General features: G+C 63.7%; 18 protein-coding genes. 11 read left to right on the top strand and 7 right to left on the bottom strand.

Annotated elements, in window-relative coordinates:
* Positions 1–303: 303 nt before the first annotated feature.
* Positions 304–1,224: a DUF3047 domain-containing protein gene (locus RN01_RS29705; RefSeq protein ID WP_017515767.1), complete on the top strand. Its 921-nt coding sequence runs from the start codon at positions 304–306 to the stop codon at positions 1,222–1,224.
* Positions 1,225–1,230: 6 nt separating this feature from the next.
* Here RN01_RS29705 and RN01_RS29700 read toward each other — a convergent pair whose 3' ends face one another.
* Both RN01_RS29700 and RN01_RS29695 read right to left on the bottom strand, forming a co-directional pair.
* Positions 1,231–2,256: a DUF2891 domain-containing protein gene (locus tag RN01_RS29700; RefSeq protein WP_024570936.1), complete on the bottom strand. Its 1,026-nt coding sequence runs from the start codon at positions 2,254–2,256 to the stop codon at positions 1,231–1,233.
* A 40-nt stretch (positions 2,257–2,296) separates the two neighbouring features.
* Positions 2,297–3,490: a M20 aminoacylase family protein gene (locus tag RN01_RS29695; protein WP_024570935.1), complete on the bottom strand. Its 1,194-nt coding sequence runs from the start codon at positions 3,488–3,490 to the stop codon at positions 2,297–2,299.
* Between the two features lie 407 nt (positions 3,491–3,897).
* On the opposite strand from RN01_RS29695, the gene RN01_RS29690 reads away from it, so the two are divergent.
* The 5 genes from RN01_RS29690 (at position 3,898) to RN01_RS29670 (ending at position 9,646) form a co-directional block, all read left to right on the top strand.
* Positions 3,898–5,505 (top strand): ABC transporter substrate-binding protein, encoded by a 1,608-nt coding sequence (locus RN01_RS29690; protein ID WP_017513676.1) that lies wholly within the window; start codon positions 3,898–3,900, stop codon positions 5,503–5,505.
* A 154-nt stretch (positions 5,506–5,659) separates the two neighbouring features.
* Positions 5,660–6,637, top strand: coding sequence for an ABC transporter permease (locus RN01_RS29685; RefSeq protein ID WP_017513675.1), 978 nt, complete (start codon positions 5,660–5,662; stop codon positions 6,635–6,637).
* Between the two features lie 3 nt (positions 6,638–6,640).
* Positions 6,641–7,570, top strand: a complete 930-nt coding sequence (locus RN01_RS29680; RefSeq protein WP_017513674.1) for an ABC transporter permease — start codon at positions 6,641–6,643, stop codon at positions 7,568–7,570.
* Between the two features lie 16 nt (positions 7,571–7,586).
* Positions 7,587–8,585, top strand: coding sequence for an ABC transporter ATP-binding protein (locus RN01_RS29675; protein ID WP_011517638.1), 999 nt, complete (start codon positions 7,587–7,589; stop codon positions 8,583–8,585).
* 11 nt (positions 8,586–8,596) lie between these two features.
* Positions 8,597–9,646 carry an ABC transporter ATP-binding protein gene (locus tag RN01_RS29670; protein ID WP_223277359.1) on the top strand — a complete coding sequence of 350 codons (1,050 nt, stop codon included), beginning with the start codon at positions 8,597–8,599 and terminating at the stop codon, positions 9,644–9,646.
* Positions 9,647–9,704: 58 nt separating this feature from the next.
* Here the strand turns inward: RN01_RS29670 and RN01_RS29665 are convergent, their stop codons facing one another.
* Complete coding sequence (locus RN01_RS29665) at positions 9,705–10,901, bottom strand: ABC transporter substrate-binding protein (RefSeq protein ID WP_024570934.1); 1,197 nt, start codon at positions 10,899–10,901, stop codon at positions 9,705–9,707.
* Between the two features lie 320 nt (positions 10,902–11,221).
* On the opposite strand from RN01_RS29665, the gene RN01_RS29660 reads away from it, so the two are divergent.
* The 4 genes from RN01_RS29660 to RN01_RS29645 all read left to right on the top strand — a co-directional run bounded on the left by RN01_RS29660 (position 11,222) and on the right by RN01_RS29645 (position 17,076).
* The gene (locus tag RN01_RS29660) at positions 11,222–13,327 is read left to right on the top strand and encodes a molybdopterin-dependent oxidoreductase (protein WP_017512392.1); all 2,106 of its coding nucleotides are present in this window, start codon (positions 11,222–11,224) and stop codon (positions 13,325–13,327) included.
* On the top strand, positions 13,324–14,481 hold the full coding sequence (locus RN01_RS29655) for an aminopeptidase (RefSeq protein ID WP_011517632.1): 1,158 nt from the start codon (positions 13,324–13,326) through the stop codon (positions 14,479–14,481). The genes RN01_RS29660 and RN01_RS29655 overlap by 4 nt, the downstream gene beginning before the upstream one ends.
* 65 nt (positions 14,482–14,546) lie before the next feature.
* On the top strand, positions 14,547–15,212 hold the full coding sequence (locus RN01_RS29650) for a TetR/AcrR family transcriptional regulator (protein WP_186401023.1): 666 nt from the start codon (positions 14,547–14,549) through the stop codon (positions 15,210–15,212).
* Positions 15,213–15,393: 181 nt separating this feature from the next.
* Positions 15,394–17,076, top strand: coding sequence for a long-chain fatty acid--CoA ligase (locus RN01_RS29645; RefSeq protein ID WP_017512390.1), 1,683 nt, complete (start codon positions 15,394–15,396; stop codon positions 17,074–17,076).
* Between the two features lie 16 nt (positions 17,077–17,092).
* Here the strand turns inward: RN01_RS29645 and RN01_RS29640 are convergent, their stop codons facing one another.
* The 4 genes from RN01_RS29640 to RN01_RS29625 form a co-directional block, all read right to left on the bottom strand.
* Positions 17,093–17,563: a hypothetical protein gene (locus tag RN01_RS29640; RefSeq protein WP_024570932.1), complete on the bottom strand. Its 471-nt coding sequence runs from the start codon at positions 17,561–17,563 to the stop codon at positions 17,093–17,095.
* Positions 17,560–18,066, bottom strand: coding sequence for a MarR family winged helix-turn-helix transcriptional regulator (locus RN01_RS29635; RefSeq protein ID WP_011517628.1), 507 nt, complete (start codon positions 18,064–18,066; stop codon positions 17,560–17,562). The genes RN01_RS29640 and RN01_RS29635 overlap by 4 nt, the downstream gene beginning before the upstream one ends.
* Before the next feature lie 67 nt (positions 18,067–18,133).
* On the bottom strand, positions 18,134–19,135 hold the full coding sequence (locus RN01_RS29630) for a tripartite tricarboxylate transporter substrate binding protein (protein WP_017512388.1): 1,002 nt from the start codon (positions 19,133–19,135) through the stop codon (positions 18,134–18,136).
* Positions 19,136–19,306: 171 nt separating this feature from the next.
* The gene (locus RN01_RS29625; protein ID WP_017512387.1) at positions 19,307–20,494 is read right to left on the bottom strand and encodes a porin; all 1,188 of its coding nucleotides are present in this window, start codon (positions 20,492–20,494) and stop codon (positions 19,307–19,309) included.
* Between the two features lie 350 nt (positions 20,495–20,844).
* Here RN01_RS29625 and coq7 point away from each other — a divergent pair, with 350 nt between their 5' ends.
* On the top strand, positions 20,845–21,468 hold the full coding sequence (coq7, locus tag RN01_RS29620) for a 2-polyprenyl-3-methyl-6-methoxy-1,4-benzoquinone monooxygenase (protein WP_017512386.1): 624 nt from the start codon (positions 20,845–20,847) through the stop codon (positions 21,466–21,468).
* Positions 21,469–21,527: the final 59 nt, after the last annotated feature.

Below are 21,527 nucleotides of genomic sequence, written 5' to 3'. Positions count from 1 at the left end.
ATAGTGCGGACTACCCGTGTGAAAGTAGGTCATCGCCAGGCTCTTATACCCAAAACCCCCAGCCCCATAAGCTGGGGGTTTTGCTTTTGTGCGCGCGGTTTTGCTACGTGCATGTCTTCACCCGTTGTATTCAGGGTACCGGAGGATTCCTCCGGCAAAACGCATCTGATATGTTTCTCCCCATGCGTTAGCAATCTGCTGACGCAAGGTAGTCCGCAACAGTAAAGCCGCGATCGACAGTGCCCATGTTTCACAAATTGGGCTCTTGAAGCGCCGGCAAGCAATACGGGTACAGGGGGTTACATGGCCAAGAAGTTTGGGCCAGCGCTCACGATGATCGTGGGTGCATTGATGCTGACAGGCTGCGCATCAACATCAAGACAGACAATCGATCCATCGAAACTGGCAGCCGTCTCTGACGGCGATTGCAAGGCGTTCGCTGCAAAAAGCCGACCGATGGATGCAAATTCAGGCGTAGTTCCGGATTCGCTCGAATTGGCAAATCTTGCCAGCGAGAGTGCTGCAGATGCCGAAGGCGGGGCTGACGGCGATTCCGAGCCTACGACGCCGCCGGCGCTCTCCCAACTTCCGCAGTTCTCGGCCTCCAATGTGGCCAGCCCGATGCCCGTCGGGTGGCGTCCCTGGAAGATCAACCGCAACAAGACACCGACACGCTATGCGCTGACGGAAGTCGATCACCGTCTGGTGCTTCATGCAGAGGCTGACAGTTCCGCATCGGGGCTCTACGTGCCGTTGGTCGAGCGTGAGGCCGGCGCCTTGCGCTGGATGTGGAAAACACGCGATGTCATCCGCACTGCCGACAATGGCGTCAGCCATCGAGAGGATTCGCCGCTGCGAATCTTCGTCGCCTTCGATGGCGATCGCTCCACGCTGCCGCTACGTGATCAGTTGATGTACGAAATGGCCCGCATCACCACCGGTCGGGAAATGCCGTACGCCACGCTGATGTATATCTGGGGCGGGCGGCTGCCGCCAGGTGCGGTCGTGAATAACCCCCACACCGATCGCGTACGCATGATCATCGTCGACTCAGGTACGCGCCATACCGGCGAGTGGCGCTGCCATGAACGGGATCTGCGCGCAGACTATCGCAAGGCATTCGGCGCAGATCCGGGGAAGGTGATTGCCGTCGGTCTTATGACCGACACCGACAATACCAAGACCCGCGCGGAGTCCTGGTACGGCGATATCACCATCGAATAACCAAAGTCAGCCGACAGCCGAATCCGTAAGGGCCAGAAGGGCGAACGTAGCCAGCCAATGGGTGGCTACGTAATGCCCTTCGACGGCTTGGGGTAGCGATGCCTCGAGATGATCCGACCATGCGCGAATCGCAAGAGGCTGGAGCACCGGCGGCAGGCCGGGGCCCAGCACCCGCCAACACCAGGCACGGGACAGATTCAGGCCATCGAGGTGGGACATCTTCGGATCGGTCCGATCTGCGACGGTCACTGGTGTGAGCCACATCGCCAGTTCGGCCTCTCCAGGCGAGAACATCTCCCACCAGTCTCCGAACGAGCAGTCGTCCAGGACGTGGCGCATTAGCACGGCCTCGACCAACCCCCCTGATAGAAACTCGTCGCCACCGGGTTCATAGCGTGCCGGATAACGCTGGTCATGCCCAAACCAGCGATGCGCCTGCCGCACGATCGCCTTGCGTAAAGCAAGATGTTGATCGGACTTGGCATAGAACAGCGCCATGATGAGTGCAAATGCGCTATTGAGATGCGTGCCGGTGCGAACGGGAAAGTCGGCGATGTCGATGTAGTCGACGAGCCGCTGCGCGAGATGATCGGCCAGTGGGGCGCAGGCGGTGGCCCAACGGGCTGCCTGGGCATCGCGCGCACCAAGCGCGCGCAATTCGGCCTGCAGTCTCAGGAACCAGCCCCAACCGTAAGGCCGTTCAAACGTTCGCGATGCCGGCCGTTCGAAATACGCCAGCTCAGCCGCAATTGCCTCAGGGCGCAATTGCCTGTCCAGGGCCGCACGAATCCGATCGGAGACTGGCAGCGCAGGCCGCAGCGACAGGACGCGCACAAGCAGCCAGTGCATGTGCACCGATGAATGCCAATCGTAGCTCCCGTAAAAGACAGGGTGCATGACGGCTGGCGCCGACAGATCGTCGGCGCCCACCATCAGATGGTCGACCTTATAGGGATATTGACGCGCGATGTTTTCAAGCGCCACGTGGGCAAACCGCTCCGCCGTGGCGTCATCCAGGTGCGTGTGCGTCATCGTGCGTCCGTTGTGTCAATACGGAAGGAAAAGCCGGGAATCAGGCCGGCGCCAGCCACTTCTCCACCAGCTTCACGAAGAACGACGAGCCGATTGGCAGCAGTTCATCGTTGAAGTCATAGCTCGGGTTGTGCAACATGCACGGGCCCATGCCGTGGCCAGCTTCGCGGTGCGATCCTTCGCCATTGCCGATAAACAGGTAGCAGCCTGGCTTTGCCTGCAGCATGAACGAAAAATCCTCGGCGCCCATGGTCGGCTCGACGTTGCCATCGACATTCGATGCGCCCACCAGCTCGGTGGCTACCCCCACGGCGAACTCGGCTTCGGCCGCACTGTTGATGGTCGGGGGATAGTTGCGGCTGAATTCGAACTCGATCGTGCAATCGAACGCCTGTGCCACGGCCCGAGCGACTTCCTCCATGCGGCGCTCGATCAGGTCAAGCACCGGGATCGTGAACGTTCTCACGGTGCCGCCGATCCATGCCGAGTCCGGCACGATATTGGTGGCGTCGCCCGCGTGGAACTGCGTGACGGAGATCACCGCTGCGTCGATCGGGCGCTTGTTGCGCGTGATGATGCCCTGCAGCGCGGACACGATCTGCGCGCCCGTGAACACCGGGTCGCAGCCATTGTTCGGCATGGCCGCGTGCGCGCCCTTACCACGCACCGTGATCTTGAATTCGTTGCTCGATGCCATCAGCGGGCCCGCCGTGGTGCCGAACGTGCCCACTGGCATGCCGGGCCAGTTGTGCATGCCGAATACGGCATCACACGGGAAGCGGTCGAACAGTCCGTCCTTGATCATCTCGCGCGCACCGCCGCCGCCTTCCTCGGCGGGCTGGAAAATCACGTGAACCGTGCCGTCGAAGTTGCGATGCTCAGCCAGGTGGCGGGCCGCGCCCAGCAACATCGCGGTATGGCCGTCGTGGCCGCACGCGTGCATCTTGCCTTCGTGTTGGGAGCGATGGCCGAACGTGTTGGCCTCCTGCAGCGGCAGCGCATCCATGTCCGCGCGCAGGCCGATGGTGCGGCCGCTATCGCCGTTGCGAATCACGCCGACCAGGCCCGTCGTGCCCAGTCCGCGATGGACTTCGATCCCCCATGACTCGAGGCTCTTTGCCACCAGATCGGACGTGCGCTGCTCCTGGAAGCAGAGTTCGGGATGGGCGTGGATGTCGCGTCGGAGGGTTCGGATTTCGGCTTGCGCCTGCAGGATTTCGGGGATGAGCTTCATGATGCCAGTCCAGGCGGATGGGGCGATTGGATACCCCCGATCATACGATGCCTGTACACAAAGCGCCAAAACGCGGCGGCGCCGCGGCTTGTCATGGGTCGCCTAGTTCCCGCTTGATCCCTGTCTGATCTCACATGGTGCCGGCCACAAGCCATTGCCGATGCAACAGTTATGGTCCGATTGTGGCGCGGCGCAGCATTGCGACGGCGCGTCCAACCGGGTGGGTTTCCCCGCATGGCGGACCCATTGCAGTGCTGGAACAGTTCATGCTTGAAGTGCCTGGCCGGCCGCGTGGCATCTTGCCTTGCAGAATCGTCGCACCAAAATGCGGCCTTCCTCACGGGCAATCGACCGACGTGGCTGATCCTAACCGTCATTTCAAGACTTCCCCTTGGGAGAATCGCGCGATGTCCCTTCGTCACATCAGGAAGGCCATCGGCAAGACGATCAACACCGTCCTGCTGACCAGCGCCCTCGGCCTCGGTTTGGCCGCGCCAGCTCACGCCGTGGATCTGAAGATCGCCATGAGTTCGCCACCGACCTCGATGGATCCACATTTCTACAACCTGTTCTCGAACATCAACGTGTCCGAGCACGTGTTCGAGACCCTGATCAAGCTTGATCCGGACAGCCGCGTTATTCCCGGACTTGCCGAGTCGTGGAAGCTCGTCAACAACCTGACCTGGGAATTCAAGATCCGAAAGGGCGTCAAGTGGCATGACGGCACGGAGCTGACCACCGAGGACGTCGCCTGGTCACTGGACCGGCCTGCCACGATTCTCAACAGCCCGGGCAAGTTCGATGTGTACACCAAGGCGATCATCAACAAGAAGATCATCGACAAGTACACGATCCAGCTGACCACCAACCAGCCGTATCCGTTGATGCTCAACGACCTGACGGCGGTGTTCATGGTGCAGAAGAAGGCCACGCAGGGCCTGTCTTCCGACGACTTCGCGCAGGGCAAGGGGATGATCGGCACCGGGCCGTTCAAGTTCGTCAGCTACGCGCGCGACGATCGCGTCGAACTGGTCAAGAACCCCGACTACTGGGGGCCAAAGCCGGCCTGGGACAAGGTGACGCTGCGCTTCATCCCGAACCCGGCCACGCGTCTGGCGGCGCTGCTGTCGGGCGATGTGCAGGCGATCGAGAACGTGCCGACGCCGGACCTGCCCAAAGTCCGCAACGATCCCAAGCTTTCGTTCTTCTCGAAGATCTCGCATCGCGTGATCTATCTGTACTTCGACGCCAAACGGGACAAGTCACCGTTCGTGACTACGAAGGACGGCCAGGCGATGGACAAGAATCCGCTCAAGGACCCGCGCGTGCGTCTTGCCATCAGCACCGCCATCAATCGCCAGGGCATCAAGGATCGTCTGATGGAAGGGCTGGCGGAGCCAACCAATAACCTCGTGCCGCCGACGATGTTCGGCTACAACCCGGCGCTGAAGACGGTCAAGTACGATCCCGAGGCGGCGAAGAAGATGCTGGCCGAGGCGGGCTACCCCAATGGCTTCGGGTTGACGTTGCATACGCCGAACAACCGGTACGTCAACGACGAGAAGATCGCGCAGACCATCGCGCAGAACCTGACGCGCATTGGCATCAACACCAAGGTGGAAGGGATGCCGATGGCCACCTACTCAGCGAAGGGGATCAAGCACGAATGGTCGTTCGGCCTGCTGGGCTGGGGTGCCCAGACCGGTGAGGTCAGCTCGCCGCTGCGCGCGCTGCTAGCCTGCGAGGACTCCAAGAAGGGCTTCGGTACCACCAACTGGGGCGAGTACTGCAATCCGAAGATGGATGTGGTGCTGGAGAAGGCGCTGGCCACCGTGGATGACAATGAGCGCTCGAAGCTGTTGCAGGAAGCCACTGCCATCGCGATCCTCGATGATGGCATCATTCCGATCCATCATCAGGTGACCACGTGGGCCACGCAGAAGGGCATCGTGTACATCCCCCGTACCGACGAACGGACATACGCGCACAACTTCAAGCCGGCCGGCGCGCAATGATTCTGCCCGCACGCGGGCCTTTGATGGCTCCGGTATGATCGCGGCCCCGACTGCGTCCATGCAGCCGGGGCAATCCGCCCACGCCTGCCCCAGTGGGCCGCGAACACGCTGACGGGCCGCATGCGGCCGCCAGCGAAAGGATAGTGGTAAGAACATGCTGGTCTTCATCATCCGGCGGCTGATGCAGAGCGTGGTTGTGCTCCTCGTCATGTCGCTGCTCGTGTTTCTTGGCGTCTTCGCAATCGGGAATCCGGTCGATATCCTGATCAGTCCGCAGGCGGACCAGGAAGACATCAAACGTACGATCGCCGCGCTCGGTCTCGACAAGCCGCTTTGGGAGCAATACTGGATCTTCCTGCAGAACGCGCTGCACGGTAACCTCGGCACCTCGTTCGCGCACGGCACGCCCGCGCTCAAGCTGATCTTCGAGCGGATGCCCGCCACGCTGGAGCTGGCCGTGTGCGCGATCCTGCTGGCGATCGTGCTCGGTATTCCGCTGGGGTTGTGGGCCGGGCTCCGGCCGAATGGCATCGCCGGCAAGTCGATCATGACCGTGTCGATCCTCGGCTTTTCCCTGCCCACGTTCTGGGTGGGCCTGATGCTGATCATGGTCTTCGCGGTGCAGCTTGGATGGCTGCCATCCAACGGCCGAGGAGAAACGGTGCGCGTGCTGGGTGTGCCGCTGAGTTTTCTGACCGTGGACGGTATCCGCCACCTGATCCTGCCGGCCGTCACGCTGTCGCTGCTGAATATCGCGATGGTGATCCGTCTGACGCGCGCCGGCACGCAGGAGGCGATGCTGCAGGACTACGTGAAGTTCGCGCGCGCCAAGGGCCTGTCGAACACCCGCATCGTCGGGGTGCACGTGCTGAAGAACATCATGATTCCGATCGTGACCGTGATCGCGCTGCAGTTCGGGTCGATCATCGCCTTCGCGATCGTCACGGAGTCCATTTTTGCCTGGCCCGGCATGGGCAAGCTCATCATCGACTCGATCCAGTTGCTGGACCGCCCGGTGATCGTTGCCTACCTGATGGTGATCGTGACGTTGTTCATCCTGATCAACCTGCTGGTCGACATCATCTACAGCATGCTCGATCCGCGCGTGCGGATTGCCGACAACAAGGGCTGAGCCATGAGTACTTCGACCGTACCGCAAAACGCGGCCAAGGTGGCCGGTACCGCCAAAGAGCAGACGCCGTTCCGCCGCTTCGCCAGGCAGTTCATGGAAAGCAAGCTCGCGATGTTGGGGCTGGTCATCCTTGGGCTGATCATCCTGATTGCGATATTCGCGCCATGGCTCGCGCCTCAGAATCCCTATGACCTCGCGACCCTGGACGTGCTCGACGCCCGCCTGGCCCCCGGCGAGCAGGCGGGCAGTGGCATGACGTTCCTGCTGGGCTCCGACGAACAGGGCCGCGACATGCTCTCCGCGGTGATGTACGGCCTGCGCATCAGCGTGGGCGTCGGGGTGGTCAGCACCGTGATCGCGTTGCTGCTGGGCGCCACGCTCGGCCTGCTCGCGGGCTTCATCGGCGGCCGCACCGAGGCCTTCATCATGCGCGTGGCCGACCTGCAGCTTTCGTTTCCGCCGATCCTGCTGGCGCTGATCCTGCTGGCGTTCCTGCGCCCCGGCATCGGCAACATCGTCATCGCGCTGGTGGCTGTGCAGTGGGCCTACTACGCGCGCACCACGCGTAGCGCGGCGCTGGTCGAGCGGCGCAAGGAGTATATCGAGGCGGCCACCTGCCTGGGTCTGCCGCCGGGGCGCATCATGTTCCGCCACCTGCTGCCGAACTGCCTACCGCCGCTGATCGTCATCGCCGCGCTGCAAGTCGCGTCGGCCATTACGCTGGAAGCCACGCTGTCGTTCCTAGGGCTCGGTGTGCCGGTTACCGAGCCGTCGCTTGGGATGCTGATCGCCAATGGCCAGCAGTACATGCTGTCCGGCAAGTACTGGATCAGCTTCTTCCCGGGCATCGCCCTCGTGATCACAATCGTGGCGATGAACCTCGTGGCCGACCAGTTGCGCGATGTGCTCAATCCGCGCCTGCAAACGCAATAACGGACCAGGAGCCGACATGACGCAACCAACCCTGGTCGTCGAACATCTGAAAACGCAGTTCTTTACCCGAGCCGGCGTGGCGCGTGCCGTGGACGACGTGTCGTTCACGGTTGGCCGTGGCGAGATCATGGGCCTGGTCGGTGAATCGGGCTCGGGCAAGTCGATGACCGGCTATTCGATCATGGGGCTGATCGATCCGCCGGGCAAAGTGGTGGAAGGCCGCATCGCGCTGACCAGCCGGGACGGCGTGACTCGCGACCTGCGCGCGCTGACGCCCGCGCAGCAACGCGACGTGCGCGGCAACCGGATCGCGATGATCTTTCAGGACCCGATGATGACGCTGAACCCGGTCCTGCGCATCGACACCCAGATGATCGAAGCCGTGCGCGCGCACGACGATGTCAGCAAGGCCGCCGCGCGTGAGCGCGCGCGCAATGCGCTGGCACGCGTCGGCATCCCGTCGCCAGACGAGCGGCTGCAGGCCTATCCGCATCAGTTTTCCGGCGGTATGCGCCAGCGCGTGGCGATTGCGATTGCCCTGCTCAACAAGCCCGACCTGATCATCGCCGATGAGCCGACGACCGCGCTCGACGTCACGATTCAGGGGCAAATCCTGTATGAAATGCAGACGCTGTGCCGCGAATCCGGCACCGCGCTGATCTGGATCACTCATGACCTTTCCGTTGTGGCGGGGCTGGCCGACAAGGTCTGCGTGATGTACGCGGGCAAGATCGTCGAATCGGGCGACGTGCGGCAGGTGCTAGAAGCTCCCCGGCATCCTTATACCCATGGGCTGATCGACTCGGCGCCGTCGCGCAATCCGCGTGGTGTGCCGCTGCGGCAGATTCCGGGCATGACGCCATCGCTGCTGAATTTGCCGAGCGGCTGCGCGTTTCGCGAGCGCTGCCCCTATGCCACGGAGATCTGTGCCACCGAGCCGCCGCTTGAACTGTCGCCAGATGGGAGGCAGTTGCGCTGCTTCCATCCGGTACACGCCCAGCAGGAGGCCGCATGAGCTCGAATGTGATGGATACCCCGGGCGCCCTGGCCTCCGGCGTGGCGGCGGAGACGGCCCTGCCGCCGGCGCCGCTGCTGGAACTGCGAGGCGTCTCCAAGCGCTTCGTCAAGTCGCTCGACATCGCGGCGAAAGTCGCCAATGTCTTCGGCGCGAAGCAGCGCGTGGAGATCGTTCATGCGGTGGATCATGTCGATCTCTCGATCCGCACTGGCGAGGTTGTTGGTCTCGTGGGGGAATCGGGCTGCGGCAAGTCCACGCTGGGCCGCATGGCCGTGGGCCTGCACACGCTGACTGAAGGGGAACGATTCTGGCGCGGTACGGATCTCGACCGGCTGCCGCCAGACCGGAAGCGCGAGAAGCAGCTTGCGATCCAGATGATTTTCCAGGACCCGTACGCGTCGCTGAATCCACGGATGCGCGTGCTCGACATTGTCGGCGAGGCGCCTGTCGTCCACGGCATGGTGGAGAAGGGCGCGCAGAAGGCGTATGTGGAAGACATGCTCGTGCGCGTGGGGATGGATCCGACCGTGCTGCGCCGCTTCCCGCACCAATTCTCGGGCGGTCAGCGCGCGCGGATCGGCATTGCGCGCGCGTTGGCGGTCAAGCCGGAGTTCCTGGTCTGCGATGAATCGGTGGCGGCGCTAGATGTATCGATCCAGGCCCAGGTGCTGAACCTGTTCATGCGCCTGCGCGAAGAACTGAACCTGACGTACCTGTTTATCAGCCATGATCTGGGCGTGGTCAAGCACATCAGCGACCGCGTGGTGATCATGTATCTGGGACGTGTGGTGGAGTCCGCGCCGACCGAGGAGGTGTTCGCCGCGCCGAATCATCCCTATACGCAGGCGTTGCTGGCCGAGGCGCCGAAGCTCGAGGTCGGCAAGAAGACTTACGTGGCGATCCGGGGCGAGATTCCGTCGCCGCTGAATCCGCCCACCGGCTGCCACTTTCATCCGCGCTGCCCGCACGCGATGCCACGTTGCAAGACCGAGCAGCCGGTACTGAAGGAGATCGCGCCGCTGAGGTTTTCAGCGTGCCATCTGAACGATCAAACCTGACTGGGTGAGTGTTCTTTCCCCTCTCACGCAGTGCGGGAGAGGGGAGCAAGAAAGGCCGTCAGCGAATCACCACGCCCCGCGAGTTGATGATCGTCATCTCGACGAACTTCGAGCCGACATGGCTCTCGGGCGAGAACTGGACGATATAGCCGCCGAGGTCGACGTTACGCATGGTTTCCAGCGCCGTCACCAGGCGTTCGCGCGTCAGGTCCTTGCCCGCGCGCCGCAGGCCCTCGACGAACGACTTGGCGGCGATGAAGCCCTCGATGCTGGCGTAGTCGAAGTCGTTCTGCTTGCCAGCCGCCTGCAGCAGCCGCAGGTACTCGCGCACCACCGGCAGCGTGGCATTGCCGGGGTGCGGCATTACCTGCGAGATGATCACGCCGCTGCCCTGCGGCCCCACTTCCTTGGCCAGCGCCTGGGTGCCGACGAACGACACGTTGTAGAACTGCCCACTGTAGCCGCGTCGCAGCGCTTCCTTCACGAAGGCGCCGACCGTGCGGTAGGCGCTGATCAGCACGACCGCGTCCGGCTTGGCCTTCATCGCCGTCTGCATGGCATCGCCGATTTCCACCGTGTTCCGGATCACGCTTTCCTGGGCCACCAGTTGCACGCCGCTGTCGGCCGGCAGGGCCTTGATGGCGTGCTCGACGCCGGAGAGGCCGGCACGGCCGTAAGCGTCGTCGTTGAAGACCACGACGATGCGCTTGAGGCCGGTGGTACGGATCTGGCGCACGATCGCGGCGGTTTCTTCCTCATAGCCGGCGCGCACATGGAATACGTAGCGGCTCTGCGGGTCGCGCAGCGACTGCGCCCCCGTGAACGGCGCGAAGAACGGGATGCGTGCCTGGTTGACCAGCGGCATCACGGCCTGGCTGGTCGGTGTGCCCACGTAGCCGAACAGGGCGAAGACCCGGTCTTCCTCGATCAGCTTTTTCGTATTCTTGACGGCCTCTTCCGGCTCGTACATGTCGTCGAGCGCCTTGAGTTCGATCTTGCGGCCGAACACGCCGCCCTGCTTGTTGATGTAGTCGAAGTAGAGGTGGGCGCCGGCGTTCATCTGCTTGCCGAGCACGGCCGTGGGGCCGGACAGCGCGGCCGACTGGCCCAGCAGGATGCTGTCGGCCGTGACCCCCGTTTCGCCAGCCGTGGTGTTGGCGGCAAAGGCGGCGCCAGTCACGCCGCAGCTACCGATGGCGCATGCCATCAGCAGGCCGGCAAATGTCCGGCGATTGACCCTAGATTGCAAAACCATGTGAATCCCCGTCAAAAAATCCGTCAACCATTCTTGTTACTGCTGTGTTGCTTCTCGGATCCGCGTCCCCTCGCGATCTGACGTCGCTGCGGGTTCTTTCCGACCCAGGGGGCGGAACGCGCCGGCACATCATAATCGAATACAATCGGAGCCAAACAATTTCTCCCGGTTGGGAATGTTCGGACGAGGCCGTTGCGCCACAGTCACATGGCGGAACATGGAAGAGGCGAAGTTCGATTCGCCCTGACGCTGGCCCGTTCGCCGTACTTCATTGCCCACACCGGGCGCCCCACTGAAGTTATCTGCCTGCCGATACCGCCATGGCCACCCGCATCGTCCGCGCCGCCTGCCCCCACGATTGCCCCGATACCTGTGCACTGCTCGTCACCGTCGAAGACGGCCGGGCGATCAAGGTCGCCGGAGACCCCGAGCATCCGGGCACCCAGGGTGTGCTCTGCACCAAGGTTTCGCGCTATACCGAACGCACCTATCACCCGGACCGGCTGTTGACCCCGCTGCGGCGCGTGGGCAAGAAGGGCGAGGGCAGGTTCGAGCCAATTTCGTGGGACGAGGCGCTCGACGAAATTGCCGGGCGGCTGTCATCGATCGCCGCCCGGAATCCTGAGGCGATCGTTCCCTACAGCTACGCCGGCACGATGGGCCTGGTACAGGGCGAGAGCATGGCCGCGCGCTTCTTCCACAAGCTCGGCGCCTCGCTGCTCGATCGCACGATCTGCGCCAGTGCGGGCGCCACGGCCCTGCGCCATACCTACGGCGCTAGCGTCGGCATGGACATGGAGCAGGTGGTCGACGCGAAGCTGATCATTATCTGGGGCAGCAATCCGATTACGTCGAACCTGCATTTCTGGACGCGCGCCCAGGAAGCCAAGCGCCGTGGCGCGACGCTGGTGGCGATCGACCCGTACCGCTCGCTGACGGCGGAGAAATGCCATCGTCATATCGCGCCGATGCCGGGCACCGACGCCGCGCTGGCGCTGGCGATGATGCACGTGCTGATTCGCGACGACCTGATCGACCACGACTACGTCGCCCGCCATACCGTTGGCTTCGACGCGCTGCGCGAACGGGCGATGCAGTTTTCGCCGGAAACGGCGGCGCGGATCTGCGGGATTCCGGTCGATGACATCGAGTGGCTCGCCGGGCTGTACGGCAAACTCGCCGTGCGCGAGCGCCAGCCGGTGGCGATCCGCCTGAATTACGGGATGCAGCGCGTGCACGGTGGCGGCCAGGCAGTGCGTGCCGTGGCGTGCCTGCCTTCGCTGGTCGGTGCATGGCGCGAGGCCGCAGGCGGCCTGCTGTTGTCGACGTCGGGCTTCTTCCCGGTCGACAACGCGGCGCTGCAACGCCCCGACCTGCTGCCTGGCTGGCCGAACCTGCCGCGCACGATCAACATGAGCACGATCGGCGACGCGCTGCTGGACGACGGCACCACCGGCAACGGCCCGAAGATCGAAGCCGTGGTGGTCTACAACAGCAACCCCGTGGCAGTGGCGCCGGAATCGGGGAAGGTGGCGGCCGGGTTTGGACGCGACGACCTGTTCACGGTTGTACTGGAACACTTCCGGACCGATACGGCCGACTACGCCGATATCGTGCTGCCGGCCACGACGCAGCTCGAGCACGTTGATGTGCACAAGGCCTACGGCCACACTTACTTCCTGGCGAACAACCAGGCGGTGGAGCCGCTCGGGCAGGCGCTGCCGAACACCGAGATCTTCCGCCGGCTGGCCGCGCGCATGGGATTCACGGAGCCCTGCTTTGCCGACAGCGACGAGGCGATCGCATCGCAGGCCGTCCTGCGTGACGACAAGCGCGCGGCGGGTATTAGCTGGGATTCCCTCAAGGCACGGGGCTGGCAGAAACTGAATATCGCCAAGGCGCCATTCGCCGAGGGCGGCTTCCCGTCGGCATCGGGCAAGTGCGAGTTCTATTCGGAGACAATGGCGCGAGAGGGGCTTGATCCCGTTCCCGCCTACGTGCCGCCGTACGAAGCGCCTTCCTCGGCCCCCGAACTGTTCGCGCGTTACCCCCTGGCGATGATCTCGCCGCCGGCACGCAACTTCCTCAACAGCACGTTCGTCAATGTCGACAGCCTGCGCGCCACCGAAGGCGAGCCGCATCTCGACATCCATCCGCTCGACGCCGCGGCGCGTGGCATTGCCAATGGTGCGCAGGTCCGCGCCTTCAACGATCGCGGCAGCATGCAGGCGCGCGCCCGCGTGACCGACCGCGCCCGGCAGGGCCTGGTCGTCGGCCTGTCGATCTGGTGGAAGAAGCTCGCGCCGGATGGCAAGAACGCCAACGAACTGACCAGCCAGCGATTGACGGACTTGGGGCGCGCGCCGGTCTTCTACGACTGCCTGGTCGAAGTGGAGCCGGTGCCCGCGGAGGCGCTGGCATCATGATCCGCTGGCCGGCCCGCCGGCGCCTGGCGAGTGCCCTGGCGGTGCTCGGCGCGGCGTTGCTGGTGGCCGGCTGCGACACACTCGGCTATTACTATCAGTCGATCGGCGGCCATCTCGGCGTGATGGCGCAGGCACAACCGATCGACGATGCCATTGCCACGGCCAATGGCGCCCACGATGCGCGCCTGGCCCAGCGTCTGACGCTGGCCCGCGAGATCCGTGACTACGCCTCGCGCGAGCTAAAGCTGCCTGACAACGGCAGCTATCGCCGCTACGCCAACCTGCATCGTCCCTATGTGGTGTGGAGCGTGTTCGCCACGCCCGAGCTGTCGATGGATCTGCGCAAGTGGTGCTTTCCGATCGTCGGTTGCATCACCTATCGGGGCTACTACGACCAGAAAGCTGCCGACCACTACGCGCTGGGGCTGCGCCGTGACGGGCTGGAGGCCTATGTGGCCGGCATCCCCGCGTATTCCACGCTTGGCTACTTCGACGACCCGCTGCTCAACACCTTTGTCTACCTGCCCGAAGGCGAACTGGCGCGGCTGATCTTCCACGAACTGGCGCATCAGGTGGTCTACGTGCGCAACGACACGGCGTTCAACGAATCATTTGCCACGGCGGTGGAGACGGCCGGCGTCGAGCGCTGGCTCGCGCAGGAAGGGTCGCCCGAGGTGCGCGCCAGCTATCAGATCTACGACAAGCGGCGGCGCCAGTTCCGCACCATGCTGCTGGGCGCGCGCGACCAACTGGTCGAGCTTTACCATTCGCCGCTCGACGACGACGCCAAGCGGCAAGGCAAAGCGCGTATCTTCGACGAACTGCGCCAGACGTATGCGAACCTCAAGAAGGACGAGTGGGGCGGCTACAGCGGCTACGACCGATGGTTCGAGCAGCCGCTGACCAATGCCCATCTGGCCGCTGTCGCCACGTATCAGCAATGGGTGCCGGCTTTTACCGCGTTGCTGGCGCAATGCGATGGTGACTGGGACCGCTTCTACGCGGCCGCGCGCAAGATCGGCGATCTCCCGCCGGCAGAGCGCGACGCGGCCTTGCGCAAGCTGGCGCCGCCCGCCACCGAGGTGAAGCCACTGACCGCCTTGCGTGCGACGGACGCCGGCAGTCAGACATCCGCTACCAGTCAGGGGCAGTAGCCACCGAGGTCAATCGCGGGAGTTTCCCAATGGTGGTGCGCGCGGGCCGTGCGAGAATGGCCGTCATGCCTCGCGCCCTCAAAAGAACCGGCCATACGCCTCGTGCCGCCGAAGCCACCACGCTGGCAGAAAGCGGCCCTGCACGCGCGCACGTTGCCGAACGACAGGAAGCGCGTCGTCGCCAGATTCTCGACGCGGCGGGCCAGCTCTTCTACACGAAGGGCTACCCAGGCATGACGATGAATGATCTGTGCCGGGCGCTCGGCGTGACCAAGCCCGCCGTCTATTACTACTTCGCTGACAAGTACGAGATCTTCGACATCCTGTGTCGCGAGTCGGCACAGACCTGTCTGACGGTGATCCGCGAGACCGCCGACCCGGCGCTGCCGGTTCGCGAGCGGCTGAGCGCCTGCCTGCTGGAAATGGCGCGACGCTGCGTCCGCTGCCATGTGGCCGCCGCCCTGAGCTTTCGCGACAACCAGTACCTGAGGCCGGACACGGTGGAATGGCTCAACACCATGGCGCGCGATTTCTATCGCGACCTGTACGCGCTTCTGGAAGAAGGTCGTGAGGCGGGCGTGTTCGAGTTCGGCGATGCGCGCGTGACCGCGCATTCCATGGGCGGCGTGATTGGATTCATGTACACGTGGCACGAGCCGGGACGCATGGACCCGGAGACGCTGGCGCAGGAGTTGGCCAGGAACATGATGAAACTGGTCCTGCCGAATTGATCGCAGTCAAAGCCAGCTGAGGCCGTCAGGGTATTCCCTTGGTCACCTTAATGGGTGACGCATAATCCATGATTTCACGGTCGTATTCGTGGAGGACTTCGTCTAACGTGTTGTCTCGATAGCATCGCGCGTTTAGCATTGCGAAAAAATCGAACGACCATTCAGAAATTCAGGAGACGGTATGGAAAAGCTGTGGCTGAAAAACTATCCGGCAGGCGTGCCAGCAGAGATCGACGCCAGCCAGTTCCGTTCACTGGCCCAGTTGCTCGAGGAATCGTTCCGTACCTATGCTGATCGCCGGGCATTCATCTGCATGGACCATGCGATAACCTACGGCGAACTCGACCAGCTTTCCCACGCCTTTGCCGCATGGCTGCAGTCGCGGGGCCTGCGCCCCGGCGCGCGCGTTGCGATCATGATGCCGAACGTGCTGCAGTATCCGGTGGTGCTGGCGGCTGTGCTGCGTGCCGGCTACGTGGTGGTCAACGTCAACCCGCTCTACACGCCGCGTGAACTCGAGCACCAGCTCAAGGACAGCGGCGCCGAGGCGATCGTCATCCTCGAGAACTTCGCATCGACGCTGCAGGCCGTGCTGTCGGCCACACCGGTCAAGCACGTCGTGGTGGCCAGCATGGGCGATCTGCTCGGTACGGTGAAGGGCGCGATCGTCAATTTCGTGGTCCGTAACGTCAAGAAGATGGTGCCGGCCTGGGAACTGCCCCACTGCGTGCGCTTCAAGGACGTGCTGGCCGAAGGCCGGAAGATGACGCTGAAGCCGGTCAACACCGGTCCGGATGACGTGGCGTTCCTGCAGTACACGGGCGGGACCACCGGCGTGTCGAAGGGTGCCACGCTGCTGCATCGGAACATCGTGGCCAACGTGCTGCAGTCCGAAGCGTGGATGCAGCCGGCGCTGGCCAAGGGTGCGCCTATCGACCAGGTGGTCACCATCACCGCGCTGCCGCTGTACCACATCTTCGCGCTGACCGTCTGCTGCCTGCTGGGTATGCGCAGCGGTGGCCTGAGCATCCTGATCCCGAATCCGCGCGATATCCCGGGATTCATCAAGGAACTGCAGAAGTACAAGTTCCACATGTTCCCGGCCGTGAACACGCTCTACAACGCGCTGCTGAATCATCCGGACTTCGCCAAGATCGATTTCTCGGGCCTGCGCGTGGCCAATGGCGGCGGCATGGCCGTGCAGGAAGCCGTGGCCAAGAACTGGCTGGCGAAGACGGGCTGCCCGATCATCGAAGGCTACGGCCTGTCCGAAACCTCGCCGTCGGCCACCTGCAATCCGACCAATACCGATGCGTTCTCCGGCACGATTGGTCTGCCGTTGCCGTCGACCGACGTGTCGATCCGCGACGACGACGGCAACGAACTGCCGCTCGGCCAGCCGGGCGAAATCTGCCTGCGCGGGCCGCAGGTGATGGCCGGCTACTGGAACCGCCCCGACGAGACCGCCAAGGTCATGACCGCGGACGGCTTCTTCAAGACGGGCGACATCGGCGTGATGGACGAGCGCGGCTATACCAAGATCGTCGATCGCAAGAAGGATATGATCCTGGTGTCGGGCTTCAACGTGTATCCGAACGAAGTGGAAGGCGTGGTCGCGGAATGCCCTGGCGTGCTGGAAGTTGCGGCTGTGGGCGTGCCGGACCAGCATTCGGGCGAGGTGGTGAAGCTGTTCGTGGTCAAGAAGGACCCGGCGTTGTCCGAGGCCGACGTGATCGCGTTCTGCAAGGATCGCCTGACCGGCTACAAGCGCCCCAAGTACGTCGAGTTCCGTACCGAACTGCCGAAGACCAACGTCGGCAAGATCCTGCGCCGCGAACTGCGCGATAGCCGCAAGGCAGCCTGACGCAGGATCTGGCGCCTCAACACTCGTTTGACGGCGCCATCTGCGGTTGTGTCGATCCGTCCGGATAGATCAGCCGCACACACGCGCCGGGCTCCAGTCCCGGCGCCGCCGGCGCATTCACCTGCGCCATGGTGCCATCGGCCGCCCGTACCTTGTACTGGTAGAGATCCATCTGCTGAGGCGGCTGCCGGTTGAACAGGCGGGTCAGATCCATCGAGAAGCCCACGCCAACGCCCCCACCGCCCCCACCGCCACCACCGCCGCCAACACCGGCGGCTCCCACACCGACGCCGTAGCCGCTGTCGTTCGGGTTCGCGACGTCGATCCGCGTCAGGAACGTCTTTTCGGTGACGCGTCCGAGCTTGACCGTCGCGTTAACCGGGGTGATCTGCGGGCCCGAAGGCGCCGAGGAGGCACACGCCGCCACGACGCACGCCGTGGACAAGATTCCTATGAGTTGCAGCGGACGAGAGAGTAACTGGGTCATGACGTGGGCAGGCTGGTTTTGAGGCGTCCGAGCAGCCGGAACAGCGCGCGGCGATCGGTTTCGGCCAGGCCGGAGAACAATTGCTCGATCCACCCCTCGTGCGCGCGCGCCATGCTGGAGAACGCTGCCCGGCCGGCGGGCGTCAGGCGGATCAGATAGGCGCGGCGATCGGTGGGCAGCGCCTCGCGCGTGACCAGGCCTTCCTGCTGCAACTGGTCGGTGATGCCGGTGACGTTGCCGCCGGTCACCATCATGCGGCGCGACAACTCGCCCATCTTGAGGCCTTCAGGATGCCGATCGAGCTGCGACATCAGATCGAAGCGGGGCAGAGTGACCGCGAAATCCTGACGCAGCCGCGAACGGATGTCACCCTCGATCAGGTTCGTGCAGGTCAACAGGCGCAGCCAGAGGCGCAGCGCCTCATGCTCCGAGTCGCCAGCGCTGGTCTCCAGATCGACCGGCGCCGGCTCGTCGGTATTGCTGGCGGAGGAAGGATTGGGCATCGTGGTTAGGGCAGGCGAAAACTTGATATTTCAAGTATATGCCTTGCCCGGCCACGATCGGTTGTCGTCAGTCGACCTTTGCGCCGGAATCCTTGACCACCTTGGCCCATTTGATGTGCTCCGCGCGGATGAGAGCGGCGAACTGGTCGGGTGTGTTGCCGACCGGATCGGCGCCCTGGGCCATCATTCGGTCGCGCACGGCAGGGGTGCTCAGGCTCTTGGCGACTTCCTGCTGGATGCGATGGATGATCTCCGGCGACGTGCCAGCCGGTGCCAGCAGCCCGAACCACGAACTGGCCTCATAGCTCGGCAGGTTCGCCGCGGCCGCCACAGTGGGCACGCCGGGCAGCGCCGGCGACGGCTTGGCGCTGGTCACGGCCAGCGCCTTGAGCTTGCCGGCCTTGATCAGCGCCATGGAGGAAGGCAGGTTGTCGAACATCACCTGCATCGTGCCGCCCGTCATGTCGGTCAGCGCGGGGCCGCTGCCGCGGTACGGGAAGTGGACCATGTAGGTCTTGGTCTGGGTCTTGAACAGCTCTCCGGCCAGGTGGATCGACGTGCCGTTGCCGCTCGATGCCATGTTCAGCTTGCCAGGATTAGCCCGTGCGTAGGCAATGAGATCGTTGACGGTATTGATCTTGTTCTGTTGCGCGAAGGCGGGGTTCACTTCCAGCACATTGGGTACCGACGCCACCTCGGTGATCGGCGCGAAGTCCTTGATCGGGTCGTACGGCAGCTTGCCGTACAGCGACTGGTTGATGCCGTGCGTCCCTACGGTGCCCATCAGCAGCGTGTAGCCGTCCGGCGCCGACTTAGCGACGATGTCCGAGCCGATATTGCCGCCGGCGCCGGGTTTGTTGTCGACCACCACGTTCCAGCCGGGCAGCTTCGACAATTCGGCAGAGACTGCGCGCGCCAGGATGTCAGTGGTGCCGCCGGCCGGGAATGGCACGACCAGACGGATCGGCTTGGTGGGATAGGCGTCGGCTGCATGGGCCGAAGCGGCCGCCAGCGGGCTCAGGGCAATCGAAAGCAGCAGCGCGACAGTGCGCCGGCGTGGGTGTGACATGGCGAGGTCTCCGTATAAGGGCCGGCTAATGGCCGGTTGTCCCGGTCTCGGAGCCATTCTAGTCTGGTGTCCGCCACCTGGCGGATGGGGTGAAGCCCTTATGCGTGTCTCGCGTGTGGCAAGAAAAAAGGCGCCCGTGGGCGCCTTGAAAGGAACGATGAATCGGTTCGATCAGAACTTGTGGCGAATACCCAGGGCCACGCCGACCTGGCTGTTGGCGCCTTGCTGCAGGTAGTAGCCGTTGGCGAAGCTGACCGCCGACGTGTCGAAGTTCAGGCCCGAGTTCTTCGCGTAGGCCATCGTCAGGTAGACGTCGGTGCGCTTCGAGAAGTTGTAGTCGGCCACGAAGCTGATCTGCCACGGGTTGGCGGGATTGTTCGACGGCAGGGCGGCCTGGCCAACCCCGGCAGGGGCGCGCAGTTGCGTCACGTCGTCGTAGAAGTAGGCAAGCGTCAGACCCAGCGGAGCGCTGACCTGATAGTTCAAGCCGATCCAGTAGTAGTTGTCGCGGATCAGTTCGTTGCCGCTGCTGTCCGTGGTACGGCCATAGCGGTAACCAGCCATCAGCTTGGCCGGGCCATACGTGTAGCTACCGGCTGCGCCGATCTTGCGCGACCGGCCAGGCGAGCCAATGTTGACCGCCGGACGCCATTCGTCATAGGCAACCGTCAGGCCAAGGGGGCCGCTCATGTACAGCACGCCAGCGCCACCGCCTGCGTTGTTGTTGAAGTTGCCCGGCACTTCGCCAGCGCCGCCGCCGGCCAGCGGGGTCGTGCCGATCGCACCGACGCCCGTGCCGAAGCTCCAGTGCGCCTCGGCGGTAACCGGGCCGATCACGGCGGTGTACTTGGCTGTGTTGTCCGAGCGGAAGTTCGTACCCAGCTGGGCCACCACCGGTTCATACAGCGTCGCGTAGCCGGTCGGCGAGAAGTTCGCGAACATGTCGAACATCGTGGTGTACTGACGACCGAAGGTCACGCGACCCAGCGTATCGCTTTGCAGACCCAGGAATGCCTGACGACCGAAGAGGCGGCCGCCTTGCTGCGACTTGCCATCGTCAAGGCCAAAGCCGCTTTCCAGCACGAACAGTGCCTTCAGGCCGCCGCCCAGATCTTCGGTGCCACGCAGGCCCCAACGCGAGCCGGACAGGCCGCCGCCGCCAGACAGACCAACACGGCTGCCGCCGCCCGGTGCCGCTTGAGGAACGCCGCTGGCATTGGGGGCGCCCAGGCCCGGTGCCAGGTGGTTCGTGTATTCGATCGGCAAGTCCACGACACCATAAAGGGTCACGCTCGATTGCGCATTTGCAGCAGTGGCAAACGCGCTCATCGCGGCAAGCGCGAGAAGCGACTTTTTCATGCTGGGTGATCTCCACTTAAGAATTATTAGATAAAGCTCGGAAGGGACCTCCATACGTCAGCCCTCTACACCCTTCCGCACTTGACTTCCTTGGAAGCTGCCGATCACTCTAACAAAAGAGCACTTCTTTTGACCCTGTGGTAAACGTCTTGTCTGGTTTTCACAACTCAGGGTTTTTAAGTACCTGTAAGCGACAGATGCCAGCACAGACGCGGCGTTGCGGGCGATGTTGCGGGCCTCGCGAGGGTCGCGCGGGTACAATGGGGGAATTCCCGAAGGCGCGTTTGGTGCGACCTACCTCTTCAGTGGGGCGAAGGTTCGATATGCGCGCAGACCATCCCTAGACAGACATGGATACGTTGATCCGAGAATTCGATGTCGCGTTGCGCGCGATTGCTGGTGCGACCCGCGCGGAGCGCGCCAACCCTGCAGAGAGGCTGGCTCCGGAAGCGGAGCAGATGAACCCCGAGGAGCGTCGCCACGTATCCGGCCTCATGCGCATCAACCATGTTGGAGAGGTTTGCGCCCAGGCCCTCTACCAGGCGCAGAAGCTGACCGCGCGAACGCCGGCCGTGCGCGCGCAGATGGATGCTGCCGCCAAAGAGGAAGAGGATCATCTGGCCTGGTGCGCGGACCGCCTGCGTGAACTGGGCTCGCGTCCGAGCCTGCTGAATCCCGTCTGGTATGCCGGCGCGTTCGCGATCGGCGTTCTGGCGGGACGCGCCGGCGACAAGGTCAGCCTTGGCTTCGTGGCCGAGACCGAGCGTCAGGTCGAGCATCATCTGACCAGCCACCTCGACCGCCTGCCCACCACGGACAGCCGCTCGCGCGCAATCCTCGAACAAATGCGCGACGACGAGGTCCGCCACGGCGATGCCGCGAGGAACGCAGGGGGTATCCCACTGCCGGGACCAGTTCGCGCATTGATGCAAGTCGCATCGCGCGTCATGACCACCACCGCCTATCGCATCTGATCGATAAGGATCGCCGCGTCTCGAAGCGCTTCGTCGCGATCCATTTCGCGATGGGTCGC

The organism is Cupriavidus sp. SHE (assembly GCF_000812445.1).
Lineage (GTDB): Bacteria > Pseudomonadota > Gammaproteobacteria > Burkholderiales > Burkholderiaceae > Cupriavidus > Cupriavidus metallidurans.
The sequence above is the reverse complement of the archived record's forward strand: the minus strand, read 5'-3'. Positions and strand labels throughout refer to the sequence as shown.